The sequence below is a fragment of the Acinetobacter sp. NIPH 298 genome, from assembly GCF_000369505.1.
Lineage (GTDB): Bacteria > Pseudomonadota > Gammaproteobacteria > Pseudomonadales > Moraxellaceae > Acinetobacter.
Window position 1 is genome coordinate 2,217,955 of the sequence record NZ_KB850055.1, and the last position, 13,739, is coordinate 2,231,693.

The window sequence follows — 13,739 nt, forward strand, 5'->3', positions numbered from 1 at the left end:
ACCAAAATATTAAGTCTGCAGGTGGCTATTCCCTCTCCTATAAGGAGAGGCTTAGGGAGAAGTTTTAAATTAGATTTATTGATAACGGTAACGTGCTGAACGAGCATGAGCATCTAGATTTTCCTGTACCGCAAGCACATCCGCAGTTTTCGCCAAAGGTTTAACACCTTCCTGCGAGCACATGATTAGGCTAGAACGCTTTTGGAAATCATAGACGCCAAGTGGAGACGAGAAGCGCGCTGTACCCGATGTTGGCAAGACATGGTTTGGACCTGCACAATAATCACCAATCGCTTCAGGCGTATAACGCCCCATAAAGATTGCACCAGCATGACGAATCTCTTGGCTCATCTGTTCAGCATCATCTAAACAAAGCTCTAAATGCTCAGGTGCAACTTGATTAATCAATTCGATAGCTTCTGCACGATCTTTAACGAGAACCAAAGCACCACGATTTTGAATCGAAGTTCTAGCAATTTCGGCTTTTGGTAATTCACTTAAATGCTTTTCAATGGCTGCATCAACAGCATTTAAAAGTGCTTCATCAGGTGTGATAAAAATAGCTTGGGCAACCGTATCATGTTCCGCTTGTGACAACACATCCATCGCAAGCCAATCCGCATTATTTTCGCCTTCGGCATAAACCAAAATTTCTGAAGGCCCTGCGATCATATCAATACCGACTTGACCAAATACGGCTCTTTTTGCCGCTGCAACAAAACGATTTCCTGGACCAGTAATTTTATCTACTGCTGGAACAGTTTGTGTGCCATAAGCCAAAGCGGCGACAGCTTGTGCACCACCAATTGTAAATACTCGACTCACCCCAGCCAAATGTGCGGCTGCCAATACCAATGGATTCAACTCACCATTGGGTGCTGGAACAACCATAATGATTTCAGGAACACCTGCAACATGGGCAGGAAGTGCGTTCATCAATACAGAAGATGGGTAAGAAGCTAAACCACCCGGTACATAAATACCAACCCGGTCCAGTGGTGTGACTTTTTGACCTAAAGTATTTCCCAGCTCATCAATATAAGTCCACCCTTCTTGCTTTTGAGCTTGATGGAAAGCACGAATACGCTTTGCAGCAAGTTCTAATGCATCACGAATTTCAACCGTTAATCCCTCAAATGCAGTTTTAAGTTGTGCTTGAGTGAGTTCTAAATCAGAGAATTGATGCGCGGGATGTCGATCAAACTGTTGCGTTAATTTCAGCACATGATCATCACCATGCTGACGAACATCAGCAATAATTTGATCTACAGTTTGTATTAATTGAGGATCATTGACAGTTTCAAATGCTAATAGCTCAGCAAATGTCTGTTTGAAATTTTGATCCTGAGTCGATAAACGTCGCATCAATTTACCCACAAGGCGAATAAGAGAGCGCTAAGTTTACTCTTTTTCACTCTATTTGTGGATGCAATATCAGCCTAAAAAAATATTGAGGGAAAATCAGTACATCAATGAGCAATCCAATAGCATTACTCATCTAAAAACCACTAATTAATTAGAAATATTTTTAAAATAAAAACAATCTCTTAAAAATTATTTTTAACTCCTTGTCACAAACTTAAATGCTGATTCGTCAATCTAAGAACCCTATTTGTTCATATCAGGAGTTTTAAAATGGCTAACAGAAATATTCATCCGCAAAAACATTTACCAGATGCAGTGCAGCACCTCCATCAAGTGCACCAAAATCTTGATGACTTAGACTTGATCCCGCGCTCTCTTTATCATTTAGTTCTATTAAGAGCTTCACAAATCAATGGATGTGCTTATTGCGTCAAAATGCATATTGCCGAAGCGTTAGCAGATAGTGAGACCCAATCACGTTTAGACCGCCTCATTGTATGGCGTCATTGTGCTGACTATAGTGACCAAGAAAGAGTCGCTTTTGCTTGGGTAGAAGCATTAACGACACTACACCCTCAAACAGATTATGCACCGCTGCGTTCTAACCTATTAGAATATTTTAACGAACAGCAAATTTCTGCTTTAACTTTATTGATTGGCATGATTAATTTATGGAATCGTATCGGCATTTCACAACATTAAAGATGATGCAAAATCAACAAAATCTAACGACACACGATTTAGATCTATTTCAAGCAAGCCGAGCATTCTTGTTCGGCCTAGCTTATCGTCTCTTAGGTTCAACACATGACGCAGATGATGTATTACAGGATATTTTTCTAAAATGGCAAATGCAGCCTAAAGAGGAAATCCTCAATCCCCAAGCTTGGCTTACTTCGGTATGTACTCGTCATTGTATTGACTTGCTTCGTTCTCACCACAAGTCACGGACTGAATATGTGGGTACATGGTTACCCGAACCGTATCAACATACGGAACAGATATCGATTGAATCTGATTACACCCTATCTACTGCATTTCTTTTAGTTCTTGAAAAACTATCCCCCAAAGAACGAGCTGCTTACTTACTGCATGATATCTTTAATCTTGATTACCAAGAGGTTTCTGAAATTCTTCAAGAGCAGCACAGTTATTGCCGGCAATTAGTCGTACGTGGAAGAAAGCGAATTTCAGAACAACCAAAGGTACTTTCGACATTACCAACTTCACATCAGATGACTTTACTAAATGCCTTTAGAGATGCCATTCACTCGCATAATCTTGATCAACTTAAAAAGCTTCTGAGTGAAGATATTCAGCTTGCTGCTGATGGTGGCGGTAAGGTTTCAGCTATTCCTCAACCACTCATCGATCAGCCCAGTGTATTACGCTTTTTGAGCGCTTGCTCTTTCAGGCTTGGAATGAGCTTTTTTGGGAAATATGCCATCTCAATGGCAATATTGGCTTTAAGTTATATGATCAACAACATAATTGTGTGATCGCGATGACATTTGCATTTGATTGCAACCAGCAGATTCAAAATATCTATGTCATGCGAAATCCCGACAAACTAAAAAATAAAAGGCCAACCTAAGTTGACCTTTGTACAGAATAGGCGCTTTTATTTCGAACGTTCTTTAATCGCCTGCTCAAGTTGAGTCAGGATTGGGTTTAATAAAGCTTGTTTGCGTTTGAAACTTGCTTTATTAACGATTAAACGCGAAGAAACCTTACAAATCTCCTCTAATGGCTCTAAACCATTGGCACGTAAGGTATTCCCTGTATCGACCACATCGACAATGTAATCACCCAATCCAACGAGCGGTGCAAGTTCCATTGAACCGTAGAGCTTAATCACATCCACTTGCTCACCTAAACTTGCATAATATTGACGAGTTAAGTTGACGTATTTGGTTGCGATTTTTAAACGCCCTTTTGGACGTTGCATTCCCACTTTACCCGCAGTCATTAACTTACAATTGGCAATTTTTAGATCAAGCAATTCGTACACATGTTGTGCGCCATGCTCCATCAATACATCTTTACCCGCCACACCAAAATCTGCTGCACCATTTTCAACATAAGTCGGCACATCCGAAGCACGTAAAATAAGAATACGTACTTTTTTATGCGTGGTTGGAAAAATCAACTTACGCGACTTTTCTGGATCTTCCAGTAAATTAATGCCTGCATTTTCAAGTAAAGGTAAAGTCTCTTTTAAAATACGACCTTTACTGAGTGCCAAAGTTAAACCATGATCAAAATTGTCCATTACATCAAAATTTGGATCATCGTTTCTTACGTCATTCATCCTTTTACTCGCTTAATCTGAGCCCCTAAACTTTGCAATTTTTCTTCGATATGTTCATAACCACGATCAATATGATAAATACGATCAATCAGTGTCTCACCCTCTGCAACCAAAGCTGCAAGGACTAGGGAAAATGAAGCACGCAAATCAGTCGCCATCACAGGTGCAGCTTGAAGTGTCTCTACTCCAGTTACAACCGCGTCATGCCCTTCGACTTGAATGTTTGCACCCATACGAGACAGTTCAGGTACATGCATAAAACGATTTTCAAAAATTGTTTCAGAAATCGTTGCAAAACCACGACCGATTGCATTCACCGCCATCAATTGTGCTTGCATATCTGTAGGGAAATCTGGATGCGGTAGTGTTCTAAAACTCACAGCTTTAGGACGTTTACCCTGCATATCCAACTCAATCCAGTCATCACCACAAGTGACTTCTGCACCCATTTCTTCAAACTTCTCCAATACCGCTTCTAACAATAAAGGGTCAGTATGTGTGGTTTTAACTCGACCACCCGTAATCGCAGCAGCAGCTAAATATGAACCTGTTTCAATACGGTCAGCAACCACAGCGTATTCACAACCATGTAGACTTTCTACACCAGTTACAACCAACGTATCCGTGTCTAAACCTTCAATCTTAGCGCCCATTTTAATCAGCATTTGCGCAAGATCAGTAATTTCTGGTTCACGAGCAGCATTACGAATCGTGGTTACACCATCAGCCAATGCCGCAGCCATTAAGATGTTTTCTGTACCGCCAACGGTGACCATATCAAAAACAACTTCACCACCTTTTAAGCGGCCATCAACTGATGCATGGACATAACCATTTTCAACTTCAATTTGCGCACCCAAAGCTTCTAATGCTTTTAAATGCTGATCAACTGGACGTGAACCAATCGCACAGCCACCAGGCAACGAAACCTTAGCATTGCCATAACGCGCCAATAATGGACCAAGCACCAAAATAGAGGCGCGCATCGTTTTTACAAGTTCATAAGGTGCAAATTGGTTATCTAATGTCGAAGCATCAGCACAAACCGTTTCACCCTCATAACGCATGGTAATGCCCAAACCAGCTATCAGCTCAACCAATGTATTCACATCTTTTAGATTAGGTACATTGGTTAGCGTAATCGGAGAGTCAGCAAGGATCATTGCTGCAAGTAAAGGCAAAGCTGCATTTTTAGCACCAGAAATGCGCACTTCGCCCTCGAGCTTAACACCGCCCGTAATTAAAAATTTATCCATTAATATTTATGCTCCGAAAAGGCTTGCTTTACGCCATTCGTCTTTTGTCATTGCGCGAATCGTAACAGCGTGAACTGCACCACTCGCAATATAAGAATTCAGGGGTGCATAAACAGCCTGTTGGCGAGTGACGGTACGTTTACCTTCAAACTGGTCATCAACAATACGAAGGTCAAACTTGCCAGCCTGTCCGCTCACTGCTACTTCTGCTTCAGGAAAAGCTTCTTTTAAAATTTGCGTGAGCTGCTCACTATTCATTGCCAAGACCTCTTATACAACCATTGGTGTAAAACGCGCTATTTTACTATAACTTTTTCATATAATTCAGTAAGCGTTTTCTTTTTTTATCACTAAAAAAAGAGGCTCTATAAAAAGCCTCTTTCACTCAACTTAAAAATTAAGTCAAAATTGCAAGTTCATGTTGATACGAACATTGTATTTTTCTATGTTTTGCAAGCTGTCGCTTTAATTTTTCTGTTAGTTTTTTTATCGAAGTATACATATCATCGGCTGTCGCTTGTGCAAACAATTCAATCCCCGGCAGACGTATAATTGCTTCTGCAATATGGTTTGCACTCCCTTTATGTGAACGTTTATCAACTTGATGATCTTTAGCCAATTTGATCTGCATACTATTTACCTGATCTAGATGCTTGGTCATTTGACTAAACTTTTCTTTAATATTCTCTTCAATTGCAGGTGTAATGGTTAAATGGTGTCCACGAATCGTTATTTGCATAATTCTATCCCTCACCTTTTCTTAGGATACGAAAACATCGCCCAAGCAATCTAATGCATATAATGTGGTTCAACACTCATTAAATCATCTTAGCGAGTCCTCTAGTGATTATTAAAAAATTCATTATTTGGTCATAATGAATGCCTAGAATAGTCACACCTTGAAATTCAGATCAAGACTTTTCTTTCAGAAGATGATGGAATATGTAACGATTCACGATATTTTGCGACGGTCCGTCGAGCGACCTCAATTCCTTCTACCTTTAACATCTCAGCAATTATATTATCCGACAAAGGTTTACGTGGATTTTCATTCGAAACTAATTTTCTAATCATGGCTCGAATCGCTGTGGAAGAAGCCTCCCCACCTGCCGTTGTTCCGACATGACTTGAAAAGAAATATTTCAATTCAAAAAGCCCACGTGGCGTCAGCATATATTTATTGGTTGTCACGCGAGACACTGTCGATTCATGTAGTTCAACTTCTTCAGCTACATCACGCAACACCAAAGGCTTCATCGCCTCAGGTCCCAACTCTAAAAATGCTCTTTGATGCTCAACAATGCACGTCGCGACTTTTAATAGTGTTTTATGACGCTCATCAACACTTTTAATGAAATTTTTAGCCTCCAACATCTGATTGCGTAGATAAACATTGTCATCACTTTGATCAGCACGACGAATCATGCTGGAATAAAAGGAGTTGATTCTCAATTTTGGAATGACATCAGGATTAAGTTGCACCTGCCAATGTAGATCTTTTTTAGCAACAACGACATCTGGAACTTGATATTCAGATTCTTGCTGATTGAACTCTAAACCTGGATAAGGCTTCAAAGTTTTTAATAAATCAACTGCACTTTTTAACTGCTCTTTAGATAGGCCCGTTTGTTTTAACAGCTTATTTAAATCATTTGCAATGAGCAGCTCATAACTCTTCAGAAGCTTCTTTGCTTCAGCCACATAAGGAGATTTTTCGTTCAAACTTTCGAGTTGAATCATAAGACATTCTGCAAGGTTTCGCGAACCGACACCAACTGGATCTAAATGTTGAATATGTTTTAGAACAACAACGATTTCATCTAATTCAACCTCTTCCTCACTATCCATTTCTTGCAATATGCGCGTTACGGCAAACAGAATTTCATCTAAATCAGCATCTAGGAATCCTTTATCATCTAAAGAATCAACTAAACAATATGCAATCAACTTATCTATATTAGAAAAATGTAATAAATTAACTTGTTCTAAAATATGTTCTTTTAGATTATGTTGAACCTGTCGATTATCTTCTCGTTCTTCATACTCAGGTGATCCTAAAGCTGTAGACTGATGGGTGTAAATATCATCCCATTCTGTATCAACGGGTAAATCATTTGGTAGATGATCAGCATTAAGTTCTGTTGTTAAATCCGCATTTTCCGCTGGCTCTAATGTAGATAAGCTTTCTGTTGTGCCAATCTCTTCAATTTTTTCCAGTAACGGGTTACTATCTAATTGTATTTGTACTTCTTGCTCCAACTCTAAACTTGAAAGCTGTAAGAGCCGAATTGCCTGCTGCAATTGAGGAGTTAGCGATAGACTATTCGTAACTTTCAACCCAACAGATAATCTCATAAAATCTTCCTTCAAAAATCAAGCAAAAAACATGCCTATAAAATTATTTATAACATAAAGAAATGTTTGCGCATATAAGGAAAATTAAATTCTTTTTACTTCATGAGTCAAAAATAACGATTGATACAAACTAAGGATGTGTTGCTTACCCCTTCTGAGTTATTTGAATAAATATAAATACCAAGGCTAAAAATTGTTTATCAGTCGACATGTTATTTCCTTTTTAGATTTAGAATGATTCTCAATCATTATAGGCATATCGTCTATTAAGAAAAGTAGGAGACGTAAAACTCATATTTTTTAGCAACTACAGCTTAGTTGTTGACACCCTACTTTCAATAAGAATCAATTATTTTATATAACTATTATTTTTATATTTTAATATACCTTTATCTAATACCAACTTAGATCTAGTTGTACTCTTATTGGATATCACAGTTTTATAATCTCCTCTCTCTATAAGAAATTTTGTCTCATTTTCTAAAATAACTTCTGCTGACTGCTTGTTTTCAGATATAGAAAGAGACTCAACCTTTGAGTTATGAAGAATTTTTGAAGCATTAAGAAAACTTACAAATACCCCCTGCCTAAAACCATCTTTAGTAAGTGGAGCTCCATCTTTCCTAAAACCTGAAAAATCCTCTGATATTAAAGATATAAATCCCTCTATATCTTTATTTTGAACAAATCTCTTTTCTTTTTCCAATAAATCTAAAACCAATTTTTCATCAATAAAATCCGTTGCATAACAATTCAAGGAAATAAAAATTAATAAAGAAACTATGATTTTCATGAAATACCCCTTTGAACTTATACAATAAAACAGCTTTTCAATAAATATACTAAGAATTATCAATATGACCTAACTGATCACTTAATTTATAAACAATACTATCTCTTTAAACACTATTTATTTTATATCGACTAAATATACTACAATCATTTAACGCTCTTTTTCTATACCCAATAAAAAACCTCCCAACATAAGTTGGGAGGTTTTAGATTTAAAAGCTGGCGATGACTTACTCTCACATGGCAAGTGCCACACTACCATCAGCGCGAAGAGGTTTCACTTCTGAGTTCGGGAAGGGATCAGGTGGTTCACTCTTGCTATTGTCGCCAGCAAACTGTTGTGGTGCTTTGGGGTCTTAATCACGTTGTGAGTTAAATTTCACAGTGTGTGCCTTACTTACGAACCAAAGAGTTATTAACGGATTAGCTTCATTGGGTCTGAATTGTAACTAGTTTTTCAACTAAATCAAGTTCAATCAGTTTAATTTACACTGACTGTTTGGATTTGAATCGAATTGATGCTTTATATACAACTGCTTGGGTGTTGTATAGTCAAGCCTCACGAGCAATTAGTATTGGTCAGCTTCATACGTCACCGTACTTCCACATCCAACCTATCAACGTCCTAGTCTCGAACGGCTCTTTAGAGGACATAAAGTCCTAGGGAAATCTTATCTTGAGGTAGGCTTCCCGCTTAGATGCTTTCAGCGGTTATCCCTTCCGAACATAGCTACCCGGCGATGCCACTGGCGTGACAACCGGTACACCAGAGGTTCGTCCACTCTGGTCCTCTCGTACTAGGAGCAGATCCTCTCAAATTTCCAGCGCCCACGGTAGATAGGGACCGAACTGTCTCACGACGTTCTAAACCCAGCTCGCGTACCTCTTTAAATGGCGAACAGCCATACCCTTGGGACCTGCTTCAGCCCCAGGATGAGATGAGCCGACATCGAGGTGCCAAACACCGCCGTCGATATGAACTCTTGGGCGGTATCAGCCTGTTATCCCCAGAGTACCTTTTATCCGTTGAGCGATGGCCCTTCCATACAGAACCACCGGATCACTAAGACCTACTTTCGTACCTGCTCGACTTGTGGGTCTCGCAGTTAAGCGCGCTTTTGCCTTTATACTCTACGCGTGATTTCCGACCACGCTGAGCGCACCTTCGTACTCCTCCGTTACTCTTTAGGAGGAGACCGCCCCAGTCAAACTACCCACCAGACATGGTCCTCGCCCCGGATTACGGGGCAGAGTTAGAACCTCAACATTACCAGGGTGGTATTTCAAGGATGGCTCCATTAGAACTAGCGTTCTAACTTCAAAGCCTCCCACCTATCCTACACAAGTAAGGTCAAAGTTCAATGTCAAGCTGCAGTAAAGGTTCACGGGGTCTTTCCGTCTAGCCGCGGGTACACCGCATCTTCACGGCGAATTCGATTTCACTGAGCCTCTGCTGGAGACAGCGCCGCCATCATTATGCCATTCGTGCAGGTCGGAACTTACCCGACAAGGAATTTCGCTACCTTAGGACCGTTATAGTTACGGCCGCCGTTTACTGGGGCTTCGATCAAGAGCTTCGCTTACGCTAACCCCATCAATTAACCTTCCAGCACCGGGCAGGCATCACACCCTATACGTCCACTTTCGTGTTTGCAGAGTGCTATGTTTTTAATAAACAGTTGCAGCGGCCTGGTTTCTGTGGCTGCCAATAGCTCAGACCGCAAGGATCATCACCGTCAGCAGCGTACCTTCTCCCGAAGTTACGGTACCATTTTGCCTAGTTCCTTCAGCAGAGTTCTCTCAAGCGCTTTGGTCTACTCGACCTGACCACCTGTGTCGGTTTAGGGTACGATTCCTGTGTAACTGAAGCTTAGAGACTTTTCCTGGAAGCATGGTATCAGCCACTTCACTGTACAAGTACAGCTTGCTATCGACTCTCAGCATAGAGCACCCCGGATTTGCCTAAGATGCATGCCTACTGTCTTCCACCTGGACAACCAACGCCAGGCTGACTTAACCTTCTCCGTCCTCTCATCGCATTACACAGAAGTATTGGAATATTAACCAATTTCCCATCGACTACGCCTCTCGGCCTCGCCTTAGGGGTCGACTCACCCAGCCCCGATTAACGTTGGACTGGAACCCTTGGTCTTTCAGCGAACGGGTTTTTCACCCGTTTTGTCGTTACTCACGTCAGCATTCGCACTTCTGATACCTCCAGCATACTTCTCAATACACCTTCATCGGCTTACAGAACGCTCCCCTACCACGTAACTTAAAAGTTACATCCGCAGCTTCGGCACATAGTTTTAGCCCCGTTACATCTTCCGCGCAGGCCGACTCGACTAGTGAGCTATTACGCTTTCTTTAAAGGGTGGCTGCTTCTAAGCCAACCTCCTAGCTGTCTATGCCTTCCCACATCGTTTCCCACTTAACTATGATTTTGGGGCCTTAGCTGGCGGTCTGGATTGTTTTCCTCTTGACTACGGACGTTAGCACCCGCAGTCTGTCTCCCGGATAGTACTCATTGGTATTCGGAGTTTGCATCGGTTTGGTAAGTCGGGATGACCCCCTAGCCGAAACAGTGCTCTACCCCCAATGGTATTCGTCCGAGGCGCTACCTAAATAGCTTTCGGGGAGAACCAGCTATCACCAGGCTTGATTAGCCTTTCACCCCTATCCACAAGTCATCCCCTGGCTTTTCAACGACAGTGGGTTCGGTCCTCCAGTTAGTGTTACCCAACCTTCAACCTGCTCATGGATAGATCGCCTGGTTTCGGGTCTACACCCAGCAACTAAACGCCCTATTAAGACTCGATTTCTCTACGGCTCCCCTATTCGGTTAACCTTGCTACTGAATGTAAGTCGCTGACCCATTATACAAAAGGTACGCAGTCACCAAACAAGTTGGCTCCCACTGCTTGTATGCATGCGGTTTCAGGATCTATTTCACTCCCCTCACAGGGGTTCTTTTCGCCTTTCCCTCACGGTACTGGTTCACTATCGGTCAGTCAGGAGTATTTAGCCTTGGAGGATGGTCCCCCCATATTCAGACAAGGTTTCACGTGCCTCGCCCTACTCGTCATCATTGTATGTGCCCTTTCGTGTACGGGAATATCACCCTCTACGTTCGCACTTCCCAGAGCGTTCCACTAGAACACATACAACTTAATGGGCTGATCCCCGTTCGCTCGCCGCTACTAAGGGAATCTCAATTGATTTCTTTTCCTAAGGGTACTGAGATGTTTCACTTCCCCTCGTTCGCCTTGCATACCTATGTATTCAGTATGCAATACCTACCTTGTGGTAAGTGGGTTCCCCCATTCAGAAATCTCCGGATCAAAGGATATTTGCCGCCTCCCCGGAGCTTATCGCAGGCTATTACGTCTTTCATCGCCTCTGACTGCCAAGGCATCCACCACATGCACTTAATTACTTGACTATACAACCCCAAACAGTCGACGTTACCTACAAGTAGTAACTTCAACATTTCAGTTTGACGCACTGTGCACTTAAGCACCGTACAGCTTCAATCTAATTCATATACCAAAACGCTTGATTCAGTTAATCGCTAGTTCTCGCATTAATCTTTCATCTAACTGCAACACTTTCGTATTACCGTTAAAATCATATTAATCGAGTTTTGAACAATTTATTTCAGACTCAATTCTACTAATCTGTTAATGAATTAATGTAACCTCGTCAGCTACATTAAACTGTGATAAATCACAGAACTTAATAAACCAAGATCATTCGATCTTCTTATTCACTAAATTCTGTAATCTTTAGCCCGTACTCCGTAAAGTACGTGGTGGAGACTAGGAGAGTCGAACTCCTGACCTCCTGCGTGCAAAGCAGGCGCTCTACCAACTAAGCTAAGTCCCCAGCTTATCATTGTGAATTCTATATCCTTAAATCTTTCAGCTTTAGCGATCAGATTTGGTGGGTCTGACAAGACTTGAACTTGTGACCCCACGCTTATCAAGCGTGTGCTCTAACCAACTGAGCTACAGACCCTCAGATATATCTTCAAGAAGAACAACTTGTTGTGGATTCTTACCGGCCATCAATCTTTCGTTAAGGAGGTGATCCAGCCGCAGGTTCCCCTACGGCTACCTTGTTACGACTTCACCCCAGTCATCGGCCACACCGTGGTAACCGCCCTCTTTGCAGTTAGGCTAGCTACTTCTGGTGCAACAAACTCCCATGGTGTGACGGGCGGTGTGTACAAGGCCCGGGAACGTATTCACCGCGGCATTCTGATCCGCGATTACTAGCGATTCCGACTTCATGGAGTCGAGTTGCAGACTCCAATCCGGACTACGATCGGCTTTTTGAGATTAGCATCCTATCGCTAGGTAGCAACCCTTTGTACCGACCATTGTAGCACGTGTGTAGCCCTGGCCGTAAGGGCCATGATGACTTGACGTCGTCCCCGCCTTCCTCCAGTTTGTCACTGGCAGTATCCTTAAAGTTCCCGGCATTACCCGCTGGCAAATAAGGAAAAGGGTTGCGCTCGTTGCGGGACTTAACCCAACATCTCACGACACGAGCTGACGACAGCCATGCAGCACCTGTATGTAGATTCCCGAAGGCACCAATCCATCTCTGGAAAGTTTCTACTATGTCAAGGCCAGGTAAGGTTCTTCGCGTTGCATCGAATTAAACCACATGCTCCACCGCTTGTGCGGGCCCCCGTCAATTCATTTGAGTTTTAGTCTTGCGACCGTACTCCCCAGGCGGTCTACTTATCGCGTTAGCTGCGCCACTAAAGTCTCAAAGACCCCAACGGCTAGTAGACATCGTTTACGGCATGGACTACCAGGGTATCTAATCCTGTTTGCTCCCCATGCTTTCGTACCTCAGTGTCAGTATTAGGCCAGATGGCTGCCTTCGCCATCGGTATTCCTCCAGATCTCTACGCATTTCACCGCTACACCTGGAATTCTACCATCCTCTCCCATACTCTAGCTAACCAGTATCGAATGCAATTCCCAAGTTAAGCTCGGGGATTTCACATTTGACTTAATTAGCCACCTACGCACGCTTTACGCCCAGTAAATCCGATTAACGCTCGCACCCTCTGTATTACCGCGGCTGCTGGCACAGAGTTAGCCGGTGCTTATTCTGCGAGTAACGTCCACTATCCTAGAGTATTAATCTAGGTAGCCTCCTCCTCGCTTAAAGTGCTTTACAACCATAAGGCCTTCTTCACACACGCGGCATGGCTGGATCAGGGTTCCCCCCATTGTCCAATATTCCCCACTGCTGCCTCCCGTAGGAGTCTGGGCCGTGTCTCAGTCCCAGTGTGGCGGATCATCCTCTCAGACCCGCTACAGATCGTCGCCTTGGTAGGCCTTTACCCCACCAACTAGCTAATCCGACTTAGGCTCATCTATTAGCGCAAGGCCCGAAGGTCCCCTGCTTTCTCCCGTAGGACGTATGCGGTATTAGCATCCCTTTCGGAATGTTGTCCCCCACTAATAGGCAGATTCCTAAGCATTACTCACCCGTCCGCCGCTAGGTAATGTAGCAAGCTACATCACCCCGCTCGACTTGCATGTGTTAAGCCTGCCGCCAGCGTTCAATCTGAGCCATGATCAAACTCTTCAGTTTAAAATCAGTAGTACCTTTAAAGGGCACCAATCTTGGCTCATCAA

8 protein-coding genes, 2 tRNA genes, 3 rRNA genes and 1 pseudogene are annotated in these 13,739 nt (G+C 42.5%); 2 read left to right on the forward strand and 12 right to left on the reverse strand.

Annotation, left to right across the window (positions count from 1 at the left end; genetic code table 11):
• Positions 1 to 75: 75 nt before the first annotated feature.
• Positions 76 to 1,365, reverse strand: a complete 1,290-nt coding sequence (gene hisD / locus F903_RS15235; protein ID WP_005198368.1) for a histidinol dehydrogenase — start codon at positions 1,363 to 1,365, stop codon at positions 76 to 78.
• Between the two features lie 270 nt (positions 1,366 to 1,635).
• On the opposite strand from hisD, the gene F903_RS15240 reads away from it, so the two are divergent.
• Positions 1,636 to 2,067: a carboxymuconolactone decarboxylase family protein gene (locus tag F903_RS15240; RefSeq protein WP_005198371.1), complete on the forward strand. Its 432-nt coding sequence runs from the start codon at positions 1,636 to 1,638 to the stop codon at positions 2,065 to 2,067.
• Positions 2,068 to 2,069: 2 nt separating this feature from the next.
• Positions 2,070 to 2,959 (forward strand): annotated as a pseudogene (locus F903_RS15245) (sigma-70 family RNA polymerase sigma factor).
• 27 nt (positions 2,960 to 2,986) lie between these two features.
• On the opposite strand, the gene hisG reads toward F903_RS15245, so the two are convergent.
• The 11 genes from hisG to F903_RS15300 all read right to left on the reverse strand — a co-directional run bounded on the left by hisG (position 2,987) and on the right by F903_RS15300 (position 13,695).
• Complete coding sequence (gene hisG / locus F903_RS15250; protein ID WP_005198373.1) at positions 2,987 to 3,676, reverse strand: ATP phosphoribosyltransferase; 690 nt, start codon at positions 3,674 to 3,676, stop codon at positions 2,987 to 2,989.
• Positions 3,673 to 4,932: a UDP-N-acetylglucosamine 1-carboxyvinyltransferase gene (murA, locus tag F903_RS15255; protein ID WP_004669797.1), complete on the reverse strand. Its 1,260-nt coding sequence runs from the start codon at positions 4,930 to 4,932 to the stop codon at positions 3,673 to 3,675. Before murA ends, hisG begins: the two co-directional genes overlap by 4 nt.
• 6 nt (positions 4,933 to 4,938) lie before the next feature.
• On the reverse strand, positions 4,939 to 5,190 hold the full coding sequence (ibaG, locus tag F903_RS15260; RefSeq protein WP_005198374.1) for a BolA family iron metabolism protein IbaG: 252 nt from the start codon (positions 5,188 to 5,190) through the stop codon (positions 4,939 to 4,941).
• A 139-nt stretch (positions 5,191 to 5,329) separates the two neighbouring features.
• Positions 5,330 to 5,671 carry a ribosome hibernation-promoting factor, HPF/YfiA family gene (hpf, locus tag F903_RS15265; protein WP_004669794.1) on the reverse strand — a complete coding sequence of 114 codons (342 nt, stop codon included), beginning with the start codon at positions 5,669 to 5,671 and terminating at the stop codon, positions 5,330 to 5,332.
• 167 nt (positions 5,672 to 5,838) lie between these two features.
• A complete protein-coding gene (locus F903_RS15270; RefSeq protein WP_004669793.1) occupies positions 5,839 to 7,287 on the reverse strand; it encodes an RNA polymerase factor sigma-54 in 1,449 nt (482 codons plus the stop codon).
• A 349-nt stretch (positions 7,288 to 7,636) separates the two neighbouring features.
• Positions 7,637 to 8,080 carry a nuclear transport factor 2 family protein gene (locus F903_RS15275; protein ID WP_005198376.1) on the reverse strand — a complete coding sequence of 148 codons (444 nt, stop codon included), beginning with the start codon at positions 8,078 to 8,080 and terminating at the stop codon, positions 7,637 to 7,639.
• Positions 8,081 to 8,296: 216 nt separating this feature from the next.
• A 5S ribosomal RNA gene (gene rrf / locus F903_RS15280) occupies positions 8,297 to 8,411 on the reverse strand.
• A gap of 216 nt (positions 8,412 to 8,627) precedes the next feature.
• Positions 8,628 to 11,521, reverse strand: a 23S ribosomal RNA gene (locus F903_RS15285).
• A gap of 367 nt (positions 11,522 to 11,888) precedes the next feature.
• Positions 11,889 to 11,964: transfer RNA gene (locus F903_RS15290), tRNA-Ala, on the reverse strand.
• A gap of 55 nt (positions 11,965 to 12,019) precedes the next feature.
• Positions 12,020 to 12,096 (reverse strand) — tRNA-Ile (locus F903_RS15295).
• Positions 12,097 to 12,157: 61 nt separating this feature from the next.
• Positions 12,158 to 13,695, reverse strand: a 16S ribosomal RNA gene (locus F903_RS15300).
• The 16S, 23S and 5S rRNA genes sit together here with 2 tRNA genes alongside, the layout of an rRNA operon.
• Between the last annotated feature and the right edge of the window lie 44 nt (positions 13,696 to 13,739).

Coding starts and splice junctions, on each gene's coding strand:
- F903_RS15270 (WP_004669793.1), bottom strand. CDS start 7,287: ATGAGATTATCTGTTGGGTTGAAAGTTACGAATAGTCTATCGCTAACT.
- hisD (WP_005198368.1), bottom strand. CDS start 1,365: ATGCGACGTTTATCGACTCAGGATCAAAATTTCAAACAGACATTTGCT.
- hisG (WP_005198373.1), bottom strand. CDS start 3,676: ATGAATGACGTAAGAAACGATGATCCAAATTTTGATGTAATGGACAAT.
- F903_RS15240 (WP_005198371.1), top strand. CDS start 1,636: ATGGCTAACAGAAATATTCATCCGCAAAAACATTTACCAGATGCAGTG.
- ibaG (WP_005198374.1), bottom strand. CDS start 5,190: ATGAATAGTGAGCAGCTCACGCAAATTTTAAAAGAAGCTTTTCCTGAA.
- F903_RS15275 (WP_005198376.1), bottom strand. CDS start 8,080: ATGAAAATCATAGTTTCTTTATTAATTTTTATTTCCTTGAATTGTTAT.
- murA (WP_004669797.1), bottom strand. CDS start 4,932: ATGGATAAATTTTTAATTACGGGCGGTGTTAAGCTCGAGGGCGAAGTG.
- hpf (WP_004669794.1), bottom strand. CDS start 5,671: ATGCAAATAACGATTCGTGGACACCATTTAACCATTACACCTGCAATT.